Origin of the sequence: Zhongshania aliphaticivorans (genome assembly GCF_001586255.1) — a bacterium.
In the GTDB taxonomy this organism is placed as follows: domain Bacteria; phylum Pseudomonadota; class Gammaproteobacteria; order Pseudomonadales; family Spongiibacteraceae; genus Spongiibacter; species Spongiibacter aliphaticivorans.
On record NZ_CP014544.1, the window covers coordinates 3,438,709 to 3,453,868 of the forward strand.

Sequence of the window (15,160 nt, forward strand, 5' to 3'; positions counted from 1 at the left end):
AGCACTAAGATGAAAATAGCCGCGCTACAATCGCCCCTGTACTGGCAAGACCGCGAAGCCAACCTCGCCTACTTCAGCGACCTTATTGACAGTCTTGGGGAAGTTGACCTACTTGTCTTACCTGAAATGTTCACCACCGGCTTCTCTATGGCGCCAGAGCAGATTGCAGAACCAGCCGACGGCCCAAGCCTGCGGTGGTTGCGGGATATGAGCCAGCAACACAATATGGCCATTACCGGCTCTGTTGCCGTTGAAGAGAATGGCAACTACTACAACCGCCTTTACTGGGTAAGCCCAGAGAGCGAAAACCACTACGACAAACACCACCTATTCCGCATGGCCGGTGAACACAAGCACTACGCCGCCGGTAGCGAGCGCAAAATAGTCGAATACCAAGGCTTTAGACTGTGCCTACAAGTCTGCTACGACTTGCGCTTTCCAGTGTACTGCCGCAACCGCAACGACTACGACGTATTAATCTTTGTTGCCAACTGGCCAGAACCCCGCCGCCACGCGTGGTCGTCCTTACTCACCGCACGCGCTATCGAAAACCAAAGCTATGTCATTGGCGTAAACCGTGTCGGTGAAGACGGCAATGGGATCAGCTACAGCGGCGACAGCGTCATCCTCGACTACCTCGGCCAGCCACTCGCGCAAACCACCGCCAACACCCCCGCCATACTGACAGCGGAAATCTCCCTGACCGACTTGCAAGGATTTAGAGAAAAGTTTCCGGCGCATTTGGATGCAGATGAGTTTGAGTTGCGCTAGGGATTGTCGGACGACGGATGTCGGGTGTCTGACGTAAAAGCATTCACTACGTTCACATGGATGCCTGCCTGCGCGGGCATAACGAGCTATAACTCTTAATCACTCCTGCGAAGGCCGAGCACCGCCCCTGCGAAGGCAGGGGTCCATCCCAGCAACGAAGTGTTATCCGCCAAATTCATCGTGTTTCCGAAAGGTGATAACTTAGCCCTTGCGTATAGTCCAATCCTCGTAAGGAAGCCAAGTGGACGCCTAAAAGTAGTTTTTCACGCCCCAATTAGTTCGTGCCTCATTAGATGGCCAGCAAGAAACGGTGAAGTAATTAGAACAAGAATTCTCCTTCACGACTATAGAGTTACTAGCATAACTGGCATCTGCATACTAAGCACAAAAACTCAGGTATTATCCAAAAACCTGTACTGCTTGGCATACATCTTGAATGATTTACATACCTAAAATAAACCAACAAAGGTATGCACATGAACCGAGAGGAATTAACCGAAATTATTGTGCTTGCGAAGCAAGCAAAAAGCCTAACATGGCAAGCGATTGCTGATGATCTTGGTGTTGGCAAGGTATGGCTAACATCCGCTTGCTTAGGTATGAACAGCATGCCAGAAGCTCCAGCAGATAAGTTGTGCGCATTACTCGAATTACCGCCCGAGGCCAAGGCGACCTTAATGAGCTATCCGACTAAAACTTGGGGCTGGGATGTGCCGCAAGATCCGCTTATTTATCGCCTTTATGAAATCGTTGGCGTTTATGGCGATACTTTGAAAGAGGTTATTCAAGAGCAGTTCGGTGACGGAATTATGAGCGCCATTGATTTTTCGATGGATGTTGATAAAGAAGAGAACCCCAAAGGCGACAGGGTTGTAATCACAATGAATGGAAAATTTTTGCCCTACAAAAGTTGGTAAAGCTGCTGCACTGCGTAAAGTGGCGTCAGCCATTTTACGCTCTCACACCCTCGATCAATCTCCCGGTATTACTAGCGTATATTTTGAATCACAATCACGGCCAGTAAGGCCGCCGATATAACTTGCCAAAATAATACGGGGCTGCGCTCGATAATTGGCGGTTTAGCCCTATTTAAATAGCGACTATTGGGATTTTGTAAATCGTAAACAAATTCCGAGACTTCTTGGTAACGCTTTTCGGGCTGAATCTGAAGCGCTTGGGAAATTGCGTAGTCTACCCAGCCGGGTAAATCGGCGCGCACTAAGGCCAAGGGCTTATATGCCAATCTTGTCTGCGCCTGCAGAGTACTCGCACGGCAGACTTCGTTGCCGTAGGGCAATTCGCCGCAGAGCATTTGGTAGACAATTACCCCCAGTGAAAATATGTCTGAGCGGCTACTGCCGTCAAAATCTAAAAAATACTCTGGCGCGGAATACTGCATAGTGCCGACCACCCCGAGATTACGGCGGCAGGTTTCGGCAAGTCCCGCGACTTTAGCCGCGCCAAAATCGATGATTTTTACGGTGCCCGCACTGTCGATCATAATGTTCTGGGGGCGCAAATCCTGATGTACTATTTCAAGGCGGTGCAAAGCCCGAAGGCCGTTGGCGATTTGTTCAACAATACCGCGCACCTCATTTATGGCGGGCGTAGGATTGTCTAGCATCCATTGGAAAAGGCTTTTACCGTCGACAAATTCCGTTACCGTATAAATATAGCGCTGACTGGAATGGGGAGCTATGGAGCGCAACACATTAACGCTGTCAATACGCCGCCCTATCCAATCTTCCAACAACATGGTTTCTAGGTGTTCGCGATTGTCCCGGGTTTCGGCTGCAGGAGTTTTAATAACCACGTTCTCGCCGCTCAGGGTATCTGCAGCTAAAAACACATGACTTCGACTGCTAATATGCAGTTCACGGATTATGGTGTAACCCTCAAAGTTCTGCCGTGGTGACAATATTGGCGGCGGACTCAAATTTTCTAATAATTGGCGAACCTCATCGCGCTGCTTATCTGGCACCTCCTCTATACGCACAATTTGCATCGTTAAGTTATCTGGGCTGTTGGCTTTTAATGCCTCATCCAGCAGTTGGGCGGCGAGGGCGTCTAAATCTCCCTCATGGGTATTTATCGCGTGAGCAATCGCTTTGTCGGATATGTATTCGTACACGCCATCGGTCGCCAAGACATAGGTATCGCCTGGCTCTATCGGGAGTTCGAGGTGATCCATTTCAAGTCGCGACTGCATGCCCAGCGCGCGGGACAAATAACTCACCTCCTCAGACACCACCCGTCGGTGATCCTGAGTTAATAATTCTAGGCTGTCGCCAAGCACTCGGTATACCCGAGTATCACCGCAGTGAAAAACATAGGCGGTATTTGATTTAAAAATCACCGCGCTAAAGGTGCAGATATAGCCTTTGTCTTTGTTTAGACGGTAGGGACTGTTTTGGGTTTGGGCATAAAGCCAGGCGTTGCAGGCCGCCAAGACTTTTAAGGCCGAGGTTTTAACTGACCAGGCGTCGCTGGTGCAGTAATAGTCACTTAAAAAGGTTTTTACCGCGGTCTCACTCGCCACTTGGCTTACTTGACTGCTGCTAATGCCATCGGCAATCGCGACCGCAATACCCTTGGCACTAAGTTGCGCGTCAGTAGGGATCAGCAGGCCGTGAAAATCCTGATTCACTTGCTTTCGCCCAGCAGCGGAACACTGGCCCACAGAAACTTTTAGCAACTTAGCTTTCATAGAAAAGCCCCGCGTTGTTAGACGCGGGGAGCTCCAGTTAATAAATGGTGGTGGTTAAACCAGTTTACGCTCTGGACTAGTTCTAACATGAGTCAGGTAAAGCGGTAAACCAACCAGCAAGAAACCACCAGCCAGATTCCCTAATACCGTAGGAATTTCATTCCAGAACAAATAGTCAGCAATAGTAAATTCGCCACCCATAATCATCGAGAAGGGGAACAGGAACATATTCACAATTGAGTGCTCAAAGCCCATATAAAAGAACAACATAATTGGCATCCACATCGCCGCCATTTTGCTAGAGGCAGAGGTGGAGATCATTGCGCCAACGACGCCCATAGACACCATCCAGTTACAGAGCATGCCGCGAATAAAGATCGTAAACCAGCCACCCTCGCCATGGGCCTTGTAACCAAGGGTCCGCGACTCACCAATACTGCCAACCTTAGCGGCCAAAGCGCCGCCGTCAGTGTTATAACCATAGGTCAGAATAAAGGAAGCAAAGAAGGCAACTGACAAGGCCCCAGCGAAATTGCCAATAAACACCAGCCCCCAATTACGCAACATTTGCTTTACGGTACAGCCCGCGCGCTTATCAATAATAGCTAAAGGCACAAGGGTAAATACACCGGTGAGTAGATCGAATTTCATTAGGTACAGCATGATGAAACCAACCGGGAAGAGCAGCGCGCCTACCAACGGGTTCCCCGTTTTAACGGTTACAGTTATCGCAAAGAAGGCGGCAAGCGCCAAAATAGCACCCGCCATATAGGCCCTTACCAAAGTATCTCTGGCCGACATGAAGATCTTAGATTCTCCAGCGTCAACCATCTTTGTCGCAAATTCATTGGGTTCGATATAAGCCACTGCGTACTTCCTCTCACAAGTTTTTTGTTACAAGTGATACAGCAAATAACGAACCAACTCACACACAAAACACTAAGCTATTGTTTTAAAATAAGAAATTTGAAATAAAACAAAAAGCCCAAGCTAGAAGCACCAAAAAATTGCATTACTGCCCTCGGTAAAAAAATAAGGCTTACATCGACACGCACAATTAAAGTGCGCCAACAATACCCAGTGAGTACTTAGGGTGCGGTGCGGCGGCAACTGCGCTACTCGCACCAAGCCCGCAGACCGGTGGCATGTAAATACGACAGGGCCTCTGCTCGGTCTATAGCGCGCAAACGAGTTCAATATTGAACGCAGAGCCAAAATTGAATCTCTACGCCAACACCGTCACCCTAGCGAACGCGGGGGCCTTATCCTTAATTTGCTACCGCTCTAAGCAAACGTCCCATCGGCTTTTTACCAAACTGACCAGAGAATTCATCATTTTCCCAGGCGACATTGCCCGCAATCATGACCAGCGGCACAACACCATCAGAGCGATTCACTAACTGCTCGTGATTGTATTCAGCGCGGAACTGGCGAATAACGTGGGCTTCACCGTCGTAATTCGCGAGGGCCTGTGGGTCGACCAAAATTAAATCTGCAACATCGCCTTCGTGGATCGTGCCGCCTTTAACACCAAAGAGATCGGCGGCGTCTTTCGTTAGTCGCTTCACCATATACGAGACGTCTTTATCGCCACCGCTGGAAGCAAGTTTGAGGCTGCGCAAATTAACATCGTAGAACGCCATATTGGTCAGATGTGCGCCGCAGTCGTTAAAGCCCGGCATAAGCAGCGGGTTCATTATTAATTCTCTGATGGTCTCCGGGTTGCGGTTAGCGGTGACCGTGCTCCAGCTGAGGTCAAGGTCAAAGCTACGCAATAACTGCAGCATAAAGTCGGCTTCGTCGCTGATCCAAAAGAAGTCACGGTTAATAAGCTCCTTTTCTGCTTCGTTGCAGCCACTGGGCGTCTCACCGCGTTTGATCGCGATGATCCGGTCGAGCAGGTGCTGCATATTCAAACCCACCCAGTTCTCAATCGGGCAGCCTTCGATGGTCATATCACTTAAGTTGCGGTTGAAGGCATAATCTTCCAAATTGAGAATACGTTTTAGCCTCGCCACGCTCCAGCCATGCTTACCCTTTAGCCACATCGCCCTAAACGCTTTAATGTAATCGGCGTCATTCAGGATACGCAGCCGCGCGCCGCGATCTTCCATATCAGTTTCATTTAATTTTCGCAGTTCGGGAATTTCTTCTGAAAGCGGCGTTACTGCACCATCTGACCAAACTTTAAACGGTGCACCCAAGGCTTGTAGATGAAAATCGCCGCGGAGAAATTTAGAATTTAAAACTTTACTAAGCAACTTCGCTAAGCGTAGAAGTTTCCGGTTGTTCGCCACATCTAAGGCAGCGACTACCGTGGTTCGCAATGGTCGTTTATGCAGCCTGCCACTGGTCAACAAAAACGTTTTTAAGGTGTTAATCGCACTGTCTTTTGGTGGTGTTGCCTGCCATACCGCGCCGTTGTCGCGCACGATCTGGGTTAATGCTTTAATTTCTTCGTATTTGGCAAATTGCGTGGGTATGGTTTTTTCGCAATTCGGCTGATTAGCCAAGTAATGAAAGGGCAAGGCATCGGTCGAAAAACCCGCGTAACCCAGTCTAAGCGCAGCGCTCAAGGTAGTTTGCATGGCCTTTAATTCACTGTCACTTGGGTCGCGGCTAATACTGGCATCAAAGCCCATGGCATCAATACGTAACATTGAGTGCGGAAATAAGGTGACGACATTGGGTCCGAGATTTAGCTGCTCTAGATGTTCCAAATACGCTTTTGGTGAGTCCCAGTAAACTTTGTCTGCGCAGCTACGCAATAATGACTTTGGTAAGTTCTCGACCCGAGCAAAGCAATCGACGATGGGGTCTATATCGCCGCTGCGCTGATTGCCGAACGCCAAACCTAAACTGCAATTCGCGATAACAACCGAGGTCGTACCGTGCCGCACCGACTCGGGTAAACCGGGCGCGACTTCGAGCTCTAGATCGTAGTGGGTGTGAATATCAAACAGCCCCGGCATCAGCCATTTGTCACTGCCGTCGATTACCCGCGCCGCGCCCTCCGCATCGAGATTTTTACCTCTTGCCACAATTTTACCGTTGGCTATGGCAATGTCTTCTACAACCGCGGCTTCACCGCTATTAAAGATCTTTGCATTCTGAATCAGGGTGTCGACTATCACTGATGAACTCATGGCTTATTATCTCTATTTTTATAAGTTATCAAAATAACTGGCGAGCATGGCTGCGCCCAGTTGTAATGTAAGGGCTTTCGATTGCCTTGGGCGGCCAAATACCTGGCGATGCACCAAGCCCTCTGCCATGGCAAATAGGTTAAAGGCAACGGCATCGGCGTTTTCAATATTGAAGCGATTCACAAACATCAGTACGCGGTCGTATAGCATTTTTTCGCCCTGGCCTAAAATTTCGGCCAGTTCCGGATCGAGTTCTTTGCGCTGCTCTAATATTTGATGAAGCTCAGGTGCTTGCTCATGAAAAGCATAGATAAGCTCCAAAACATGGTGAAAAATCCGCTCTGTCGCACCTGGCTTTACCCCGCCCTTTTCCACTTTACTACTGAGTTCAAGAAACTCGGTCGCCGACGGCACCTGTTGATAAAGCTCTTCCATGCGCTGCTTCGCTATGACGCGGAGCATGTCTTCTTTATTTTCAAAATACTGATAAAACGTACCCGTTGCGACGCCCGCTTTGCTTGCCACGGTCTTTGCCGTGGTGTCGTGATAACCATGACTAACAAAGCACTCGCTCGCCGCGGCGATTAAGGCGGCGCGCTTTTGTTTGGCTCTGGCTTGGCTTGGCATAGCTTTCATTAAGTGACTCTTAATCTCGATTTGAACGGGGTATCAAACGGTTAATCTAAGCAATATAGTCAAAACTTGAACCAGACGTCAAGTTCAGCTTTAATGGCCAAACATTAGTCCACTCTATTTTCGTAATGCATGGTGATATTGGGGTAAACATGAACACTCAAAATAAAAGCAATTTAAAGACAGCCCTTGCCAGCTGGAAGGCCAGCGGAGAGTGGCTGGAACTCAAAGGCCATCAAATATTCGTTAAAGACGAAGGCCCGAGCGACCTCCCAGTATTACTACTTATCCACGGTTTTCCCACTTCAAGCTGGGACTGGTATGGCATATGGGATACGCTAAAATCACGCTTTCGGCTAGTCACCCTAGATATGCTGGGCTTTGGCTATTCAGATAAACCCAATGTACGTACCTACTCCATTCATGGCCAAGCCGATATTGTTGAGGCACTGGTGGCCGCCAAATCTTTAGATCAGTTTCATGTATTGGCTCACGACTACGGCGACACCGTGGCCCAAGAGCTATTGGCAAGACAGCAACAGGGTGTCGGCGCGGGTACATGGCTGTCGTGCTGCTTTTTAAACGGCGGTTTATTTCCTGAAACACACCGCGCCATATTGACCCAAAAATTACTACTGAGCCCTTTAGGCCCACTGTTAAATAAGCTATCCGGCTATAAGCAGTTTAGCGCGCGATTCAGCTCCGTATTTGGCGAGCAAAGCAAACCCACTGAAGAAGAACTCAGGATCTTTTGGGCCCTCATTAATGAGAAAGACGGAAAGCATATATTTCACAATTTAATTACCTATATGCGGGATCGCAAACAACATCGCGAACGCTGGGTAAACGCCCTGCATAATTCCACTATTCCGCTCGCCTTAATCAATGGCTCGGTAGATCCCGTCTCTGGGGCACACATGGTCGCACGCTATAAAGAGCTAAAATGTCGTTTAGATTATTTAGGTGAATTGGCGAGCATTGGCCACTACCCTCAGGTCGAAGACCCTGCCGGTGTCGTTCAGCATTTCATTAACTTCATTGACGGCAAAAAATAAGTTTTTTTGAGTAAGAGTTGCAGTTTCGTCTGGGCGAGTATAAATGAGCAAATTCATGGAACCACCGAGATGAGTAAGCGAGCCGCCCTCCAACCTACTGCAGATATTCCTTAAAATAATCCACCGCCACCTTAATTTTAGGCACAGTGTATTGCGGCTGCTGATACAGCATATAAATACTGCCCGCTGGGTGATTGGCCGTCGTCGATAAGGTTTCTGGCAGCGGCACCCACGCCAATCGACCATCGGCGATTTCTTCAGCAATACTCCAGCTCGGCAACATCGCCAAGCCCTGGTCGCTTAGTAGTGCCTGACGAATAACACGAATGCTATTGCTGATTTGCGCGGTGCTGATATCTACCCGCTGCCATGCGCCCCGCGCCTCGACATGCCAATGCCATATTTGCGCGGGACTGCGATACACCAGAGCGCGGTGAAGGCCCAGCTCGGCGATGGTTTGCGGCATGCCAAATTTATTAATATAAGAACGAGATGCGCACAGGCGGTGGGTATTATCGACAAGGCGGTGGGCGATAATCCGGCCATCCGGTTCGCTGCCGCCGCGAATAGCAATGTCGATGCCGTCGCGCTGGAGGTCGGCGGTGTGATTAGACAACTCGAGATCAATCACTATTTGCGGGTAGCGCGATTGAAACGCCTCCAGCAACGGTAGCAGCCGAACCTCGCCATAATAAGGTAGCGCGCTGATACGCAGCACCCCAGACGGCGCATTTTGATAATTGCCTACCCTGCCCTCTGCGCGGTCTATCGCCGCCAATATGTCTTTTGATTCGCTGAGGTAAATTTTGCCGATCTCAGTGAGGCCAACATGGCGGGTGCTGCGTTTGAGCAGTGCCGCCCCCAGCTCAGACTCCAGCGCTTGAATACTGCGCGACACCGTTGAGACCGGCACGTTGGCGAGCTTGGCCGCCGCGCTGAAGCTCCCCACCTCGGCAATACAGCAGAGGTAGTGCATGGCTTTAAGCTTGTCCATTATTGCGATTCCAGCAAAAGTATTTCGTAATATTAGCTGATTATCTTCTATTTTTGAAAAAGTATACTAGACGGCTAGTGATGAGATGCATTAATTGTTTTATTCGAGGTAGCCACATGAACACCAGCGCTTTATTTACGCCATTCGAACTCGGCCAGCTTAAACTCGCCAACCGCACCGTAATGGCCCCCATGACCCGTGGCTTTTCACCCAATGGCGTACCCACCGCGGCCGTTGCAGAGTACTACCGCAAGCGCGCCGAAGGCGGCGTTGGCTTGATCATTACCGAAGGCACGCTAATTAATCATCCCGCCGCCACCGACAACACCAGCCACCCGTCTTTCTTCGGCGAAGAGGCACTGGCCGGCTGGAAAAACGTCGTTGAGGCGGTGCACTCTGTTGGCGGGAAAATTGTGCCCCAAATATGGCATGTCGGCTCTACACGTAGCGCCGGGAGCGGCCCAGTGCCCAGTGCGCCAAGCGCCTCACCCTCTGGCTTGGTCGCGAAAGACAAAAAGGTGTTTGAAGCGCTCACCAGTGCAGAAATTAAAAATTTGGTGGCAGCCTACGCGCAAGCGGCATTTGATGCCAAGCAAATCGGTTTTGATGGCGTTGAAATTCACGCCGCCCACGGCTATTTGATTGACCAGTTTTTCTGGGCTGATACCAATGTGCGCACCGACAAATACGGCGGCAGTCTCGCGGCGCGCAGCCAATTTGCCATTGAGATTGTTAAAGCCGTGCGCGAAAAAGTTGGTGAAGGCTTTCCAATTTTGTTCCGCTGGTCGCAGTGGAAACAGCAAGACTACACGGCGCGGCTTTGCCAAACCCCAGAAGAGTTGACCGAATTTTTAACGCCGCTAAGCGATGCTGGCGCAGATATTTTTCACTGTAGTCAGCGTCGTTTCTGGGAGCCTGAGTTTGAGGGGTCTGACCTTAATTTGGCAGGCTGGACCAAAAAAATCACCGGCAAGCCCACTATTAGCGTCGGCAGTGTAGGTCTCGACCAGGAGTTTACGTCGGCGTTCCGCGGCGAGGGGGCAGGCATTGCCAATATCGACAATTTGCTCGAAAAAATGGACCACAATGAGTTTGATTTAATTGCAATTGGCCGGGCCTTGCTTGCGAACTCCGATTGGGTGAACAAGGTGAAAAATGCACAGCTCGATAAGCTTAAACCTTTCACTATAGAGAATGTCGGACAACTAAGTTAGTAAGCCAGCGGCGTTAGCCCTCGACTTGGCTTTGAGCGGGCTGATAAAGCCAGCCTGCCACGGCAAGCACCTTTTATAGGTGTTGTTAATGCCTAATATGTGTTTATGTACACACTTTAGTTACGCTATTCCTTATAGAAAGTGGTGTGAATATGAATAATAAAATTATTGGTATTGTACTCGTCGTGGCCGGCGCTGCTTTGGCGATATGGGGCTACAACATCTATGATTCGGCAAGCGCTCAAATTGGCCGGGCGCTAAATGGCGACACGCCAATTGAAGCGTGGGCTGGCATGGTTGGCGGTGCCATCTGTGTGTTAGTTGGTCTCACAAGATTAAAGTAAAACAGCTACTCTTAGTTATTGCACTCCTAATTGGAGCCTAAGCTACGCGCGGGAGATTGGGATGGCCTCTATTGTTTCGGCTGATCGCATAAGATTTATCGTCAATCGATTTCGCGAACGGCTTTGGGTAAAACCCTTAGCGGTCTGCCTGCTTTCGATTGCGATCGCCTTCGTCGCCAAATTGGCTGATGGCACGGCCTTAAAGCAGATATTGCCGGTGATTGCGAAGGACTCGGTTGAGTCTTTGCTGTCGGTGATGGCCGCAAGCATGCTGGTCATTGCGACGTTTTCAGTGGCGTCAATGGTGTCCGCCTACGCCTCAGCGGCAAACACCGCGACGCCGAGGTCTTTTCCGCTGGTGGTAGCCGACGATGCCTCCCAGAATGCGCTCTCGACCTTTGTCGGCTCCTTTATTTTCAGCATCGTGGCGCTAACCGCGCTAAAAAATGACTACTTCGGAAGCGCGGGCCTCTTTATTCTTTTTGGTCTAACGGTGTTTGTCTTCAGCATTGTGATCCTGACCTTTGTTCGCTGGGTTGACCGCATTGCCCGCCTAGGCCGGATGGGGTCAACCATTGGCAAAATTGAAGACGCCACCGCTGGCGCTCTTGCGCGACGGCGGAATGCCCCGCGGCTGTGTGGCGTCCCGATCCAGTCTGGTCGTCAAGGACACCCGCTGTTCGCCCCGAGCGTGGGTTACGTGCAACACATCGATATTGCCGCGCTGCAGATATGGGCTGAAGAAAACCAAGCGCGAATTGTGGTGACCGCCCTGCCCGGCACGTTCGCGTCGCCAGATCGGGCGCTCGCGCAGGTCATTACCGCTACCGGTGATAAACCCAAGATCGACTGCGCGGCTATTAGCAAGTCATTCCAAATTGGCAGCAGCCGCCTTTTTGACGACGACCCACGATTTGGCTTAATTGTCCTATCCGAAATTGCCAGCCGCGCGCTGTCGCCCGCCGTGAATGATCCTGGTACGGCAATCGATGTGGTGGGCACACTGCTAAGGCTACTAAGCCAATGGCGCGAACCGGCAACAGCAAACCAAGACCAACGGCCCGTTTACGATCGCGTCGAAGTCGCCGAAATATCCGTGCGCGATATGTTCGACGACGCGTTTACCGCAATTGGCCGTGACGGCGCAGGCCTAGTGGAAGTATCAGTGCGTTTACAGAAAGTACTTCACTCCCTAGCGTCAATCGGCGACGCAGAGATGCGCACGGCTGCCGAGTATCACCGCCAACTGGCGTTAAAACGCGCAAAAATTGCTTTAACCGTCGAAGAAGATTGGATCGCGGTTCGCGACGCGGCAAAGCCGACAGCGTAGCAAGTAAAACGCACCTCAACTCAAACTGAACTACACTGATTCACAGCGCTTAAGAGCTGCTCAATATAAATGGGGATGGAACGAATGACCACTTTCACACTAAACGGCAAGAAGATCTCCTCAAGTGCACCGGGAGACACCCCGCTACTCTGGGTGATTCGAGATGAATTTGGCCTCAAGGGCACCAAATTCGGTTGCGGCATTGCCATGTGTGGCGCCTGCACCGTACATATGAACGGCAATCCGATGCGCTCTTGCTCGCTGCCGCTGGCCGCTGCAAGCAACGCTGACATTCGCACCATTGAAGGCTTAGAAGCCCGCCACCCGCTACAAAAAACGTGGGTAGAAGAGCAAGTACCCCAGTGCGGCTACTGCCAGTCTGGTCAAATCATGCAGGCCGCCGCGCTGTTGGCGAATAACGCCGATCCCACGGATGAAGAGATTGTTCAATATATGTCGGGGAATTTGTGCCGCTGCATGTCTTATGTCCGTATTAAGCGTGCCATTAAAAGTGCTGCCCAAAGCAGCGACGGTGTCATTCAAATATATGACCCGAAGCGGCAGACGGTGGTCGACAATAGCCTCTCGGCGCAAACTGACGAACAGGGAGTAAGCTAAGATGTCACGAATCACGAATGACAAAAATGCAGACTATAGCCGTCGTCAGTTTTTGATCGGCACTACAACCGCCGGACTAATGATGGCCTTTGCCCCGAGCGTCGCGCTAGCCGGCAATACACCCGCGTCTGCGCGCCTACAAAACAAACAGTTTAACCCCACGATCTGGTTTGAGATCGATCAAACCGGCGCTATTCTGGTGAACATAACCCGCGCCGAAATGGGCCAGCATGTGGGTACAGCGCTAGCACGTATTGTTGCCGACGAACTTGGTGCGGATTGGAACCGTGTGAGCTTCAAACATGTCGATACCGACCCTAAGTGGGGCTATATGGTGACCGGCGGATCGTGGTCAGTATTCCAGTCTTATGTACCCATGTCCCAAGCTGGGGCAGCGGGTCGCGAGGCCCTAATTGAATCCGCTGCGGCACTACTCGGGGTCGCCGCCAAAGACTGCAGAACTGAGAACAGCCAAGTTATTTGTGGCAGCAAACGCCTGGACTTTGCCGAGATTGTTAACCGCGGCAAGATCGATAAAACCTATAGCGACGAGGAGCTTGCCAAGTTTTCGCCCAAGCCCGCAGCCAAACGCACTCTCATTGCCAAGCCGAGCAAGGCGCTGGATATTCCCGCCAAATCCACCGGCGCCGCGCGTTATGGCATCGACGCCGAACTCGACGGCATGATCTATGCGCGGCCGCTGATTCCACCTACGCGATATGGTTCATCGGTGCTAAAAATCGACGACAGTGCCGCGAAAAAAGTGAAAGGTTATATCGGCTATAAAGTGCTAAAAGATCCCGCCGAGATTTTACAGGGTTGGGTCTCGGTGTTGGCCGACACCTACCACGGCGCGATCAAGGCCGCCGACGCGGTGAAGGTAAGCTATAAAGCAGGTGAAACCGCCGAGGTCAGTGAGCAAGACCTGATCGCTGAGGGCGAGCGACTGGTTGCCGACAAATCCTCTGGTGGGCTGTTTGTTGAACACGGCAATATCGACACCGCCGCGAAACAAGCGAAAAAATCCATTGAAGGCCTTTACCGCACCGCCTCTGTTTTGCACTTTGCGCTAGAGCCCGTGAATGCCACCGTCGAGTTTAAAGACGGTATCTGCCATGTGTATACCGGCAACCAGTGGCAATCGCTTTTCCTACCGGTGGTGGCCAAATCGGTGGGCCTGAGCGAAGACAAAGTAATCATTCACCAGCACTATCTCGGTGGCGGTTTTGGCCGACGTTTGGCCGGTGATTATATGCTGCCCGCAGCGCTAACCGCGCAAGCCACCGGCAAGCCGGTAAAATTGGTCTTTACCCGCGATGACGACTCCCGTTTTGATTGCATTCGCTCGCCCTCGGTACAGCATTTTGCCGCCTACTGGGATGCCGACAACGCCTTACAGGGCATTGAACACGCCGCTGCAGCGGGCTGGCCAACCCTCACCATGGCGCCCGGCTTTATGCCCGACAGTGTCGACAAAAAAACCAAGGTCGACAGTTTCTCTATCAGTGGTGCCGACCACTGGTATAGCTTAAACAACCATCGCGTGCGCGCCATCAATAATACCTTGGCCCAAAAAACCTTTGTGCCGGGCTGGTTGCGCGCCGTGGGACCGGGCTGGATTGGCTGGGGCGTTGAATCGTTTATGGATGAAGTCGCTCACGCTCAGGGTGAGGACCCCGCCAGCTTCCGCCTAAAACTCTTAGACGCCAAAGGTAAAAACGCCGGTAAAGCACCGGAAGCCGTCGGCGGCGCCAAGCGCTTAGCCCATGTTCTGCAAGAGGCCAAAACCAGAGCCAACTGGGGCCACAAATTGCCAAAAAATGAAGGTTTAGGACTCGCCATTGCGGCAGGCCAAGAGCGCGGCATGCCCACGTGGAGCGCCTGTATTGCCCACGTTAAGGTAGACCCTAGCTCCGGCAAGGTGAGCGTCATTAAGCTAACCAGCGTGATGGACTGCGGCATTGTGGTTCACCCCGACGGCGCCCTCGCGCAAACCGAAGGCGCGATGCTGTGGGGCTTGAGCATGGCACTGCACGAAGGCACCGCGATTAAAGACGGCCAAGTCGCTGACCGCAACCTCAATACCTACACGCCACTGCGTATGAGCGATGTGCCCGAGTTAGACATTAGCTTTGTGCAGAACACCGAGTTCCCGACCGGGCTCGGCGAGCCGGGTGTTATTGCGGTGGCGCCAGCCATTGGCAACGCGATTTTCAATGCCGTTGGCGCCCGTCTACGCAATTTGCCGATAAAGCCCGCCGACGTTAAAGCGGCAATAAAGGCCTGAAAACAGCACACCGTCCCAGACGGTGCTGCTCTACGCTAAATGACGATGTGGGCCTTGTGTA

13 protein-coding genes are annotated in these 15,160 nt (G+C 51.3%); 8 read left to right on the forward strand and 5 right to left on the reverse strand.

All coding sequences use genetic code 11. The features are described 5' to 3' along the window. The first annotated feature begins 9 nt into the window (after nt 1–9). Nucleotides 10–771 carry an amidohydrolase gene (locus tag AZF00_RS15260; protein ID WP_008251823.1) on the forward strand — a complete coding sequence of 254 codons (762 nt, stop codon included), beginning with the start codon at nt 10–12 and terminating at the stop codon, nt 769–771. 476 nt (nt 772–1,247) lie between these two features. Continuing rightward, the gene (gene cynS, locus AZF00_RS15265; protein ID WP_008251825.1) at nt 1,248–1,688 is read left to right on the forward strand and encodes a cyanase; all 441 of its coding nucleotides are present in this window, start codon (nt 1,248–1,250) and stop codon (nt 1,686–1,688) included. Between the two features lie 71 nt (nt 1,689–1,759). Here cynS and AZF00_RS15270 read toward each other — a convergent pair whose 3' ends face one another. The 4 genes from AZF00_RS15270 to AZF00_RS15285 all read right to left on the reverse strand — a co-directional run bounded on the left by AZF00_RS15270 (nt 1,760) and on the right by AZF00_RS15285 (nt 7,260). Continuing rightward, nucleotides 1,760–3,478, reverse strand: coding sequence for a bifunctional protein-serine/threonine kinase/phosphatase (locus AZF00_RS15270; RefSeq protein ID WP_008251827.1), 1,719 nt, complete (start codon nt 3,476–3,478; stop codon nt 1,760–1,762). 54 nt (nt 3,479–3,532) lie between these two features. Further along, nucleotides 3,533–4,345, reverse strand: a complete 813-nt coding sequence (locus AZF00_RS15275; RefSeq protein ID WP_008251829.1) for a formate/nitrite transporter family protein — start codon at nt 4,343–4,345, stop codon at nt 3,533–3,535. Nucleotides 4,346–4,746: 401 nt separating this feature from the next. Next, the gene (locus tag AZF00_RS15280; RefSeq protein WP_008251830.1) at nt 4,747–6,624 is read right to left on the reverse strand and encodes an N-acyl-D-amino-acid deacylase family protein; all 1,878 of its coding nucleotides are present in this window, start codon (nt 6,622–6,624) and stop codon (nt 4,747–4,749) included. An 18-nt stretch (nt 6,625–6,642) separates the two neighbouring features. After that, nucleotides 6,643–7,260, reverse strand: coding sequence for a TetR/AcrR family transcriptional regulator (locus AZF00_RS15285; protein ID WP_008251831.1), 618 nt, complete (start codon nt 7,258–7,260; stop codon nt 6,643–6,645). Nucleotides 7,261–7,409: 149 nt separating this feature from the next. Between AZF00_RS15285 and AZF00_RS15290 the strand changes: the two genes are divergently transcribed. Then, nucleotides 7,410–8,312 carry an alpha/beta fold hydrolase gene (locus AZF00_RS15290; protein WP_008251832.1) on the forward strand — a complete coding sequence of 301 codons (903 nt, stop codon included), beginning with the start codon at nt 7,410–7,412 and terminating at the stop codon, nt 8,310–8,312. Between the two features lie 94 nt (nt 8,313–8,406). Here AZF00_RS15290 and AZF00_RS15295 read toward each other — a convergent pair whose 3' ends face one another. Then, on the reverse strand, nt 8,407–9,306 hold the full coding sequence (locus AZF00_RS15295) for a LysR family transcriptional regulator (RefSeq protein WP_008251833.1): 900 nt from the start codon (nt 9,304–9,306) through the stop codon (nt 8,407–8,409). Between the two features lie 116 nt (nt 9,307–9,422). On the opposite strand from AZF00_RS15295, the gene AZF00_RS15300 reads away from it, so the two are divergent. The 5 genes from AZF00_RS15300 to AZF00_RS15320 all read left to right on the forward strand — a co-directional run bounded on the left by AZF00_RS15300 (nt 9,423) and on the right by AZF00_RS15320 (nt 15,099). Continuing rightward, complete coding sequence (locus AZF00_RS15300; RefSeq protein WP_008251834.1) at nt 9,423–10,520, forward strand: NADH:flavin oxidoreductase; 1,098 nt, start codon at nt 9,423–9,425, stop codon at nt 10,518–10,520. Nucleotides 10,521–10,672: 152 nt separating this feature from the next. Next, nucleotides 10,673–10,864: a DUF3185 family protein gene (locus AZF00_RS15305; protein WP_008251835.1), complete on the forward strand. Its 192-nt coding sequence runs from the start codon at nt 10,673–10,675 to the stop codon at nt 10,862–10,864. Between the two features lie 61 nt (nt 10,865–10,925). Further along, on the forward strand, nt 10,926–12,194 hold the full coding sequence (locus tag AZF00_RS15310) for a DUF2254 domain-containing protein (protein ID WP_008251836.1): 1,269 nt from the start codon (nt 10,926–10,928) through the stop codon (nt 12,192–12,194). Nucleotides 12,195–12,278: 84 nt separating this feature from the next. Then, on the forward strand, nt 12,279–12,812 hold the full coding sequence (locus AZF00_RS15315; RefSeq protein WP_008251837.1) for a (2Fe-2S)-binding protein: 534 nt from the start codon (nt 12,279–12,281) through the stop codon (nt 12,810–12,812). A gap of 1 nt (nt 12,813) precedes the next feature. Further along, nucleotides 12,814–15,099: a xanthine dehydrogenase family protein molybdopterin-binding subunit gene (locus AZF00_RS15320; RefSeq protein WP_008251838.1), complete on the forward strand. Its 2,286-nt coding sequence runs from the start codon at nt 12,814–12,816 to the stop codon at nt 15,097–15,099. The last annotated feature ends 61 nt before the right edge of the window (nt 15,100–15,160 follow it).

Coding starts and splice junctions, on each gene's coding strand:
- AZF00_RS15260 (WP_008251823.1), top strand. CDS start 10: ATGAAAATAGCCGCGCTACAATCGCCCCTGTACTGGCAAGACCGCGAA.
- cynS (WP_008251825.1), top strand. CDS start 1,248: ATGAACCGAGAGGAATTAACCGAAATTATTGTGCTTGCGAAGCAAGCA.
- AZF00_RS15270 (WP_008251827.1), bottom strand. CDS start 3,478: ATGAAAGCTAAGTTGCTAAAAGTTTCTGTGGGCCAGTGTTCCGCTGCT.
- AZF00_RS15280 (WP_008251830.1), bottom strand. CDS start 6,624: ATGAGTTCATCAGTGATAGTCGACACCCTGATTCAGAATGCAAAGATC.
- AZF00_RS15285 (WP_008251831.1), bottom strand. CDS start 7,260: ATGAAAGCTATGCCAAGCCAAGCCAGAGCCAAACAAAAGCGCGCCGCC.
- AZF00_RS15290 (WP_008251832.1), top strand. CDS start 7,410: ATGAACACTCAAAATAAAAGCAATTTAAAGACAGCCCTTGCCAGCTGG.
- AZF00_RS15295 (WP_008251833.1), bottom strand. CDS start 9,306: ATGGACAAGCTTAAAGCCATGCACTACCTCTGCTGTATTGCCGAGGTG.
- AZF00_RS15300 (WP_008251834.1), top strand. CDS start 9,423: ATGAACACCAGCGCTTTATTTACGCCATTCGAACTCGGCCAGCTTAAA.
- AZF00_RS15305 (WP_008251835.1), top strand. CDS start 10,673: ATGAATAATAAAATTATTGGTATTGTACTCGTCGTGGCCGGCGCTGCT.
- AZF00_RS15310 (WP_008251836.1), top strand. CDS start 10,926: ATGGCCTCTATTGTTTCGGCTGATCGCATAAGATTTATCGTCAATCGA.
- AZF00_RS15315 (WP_008251837.1), top strand. CDS start 12,279: ATGACCACTTTCACACTAAACGGCAAGAAGATCTCCTCAAGTGCACCG.
- AZF00_RS15320 (WP_008251838.1), top strand. CDS start 12,814: ATGTCACGAATCACGAATGACAAAAATGCAGACTATAGCCGTCGTCAG.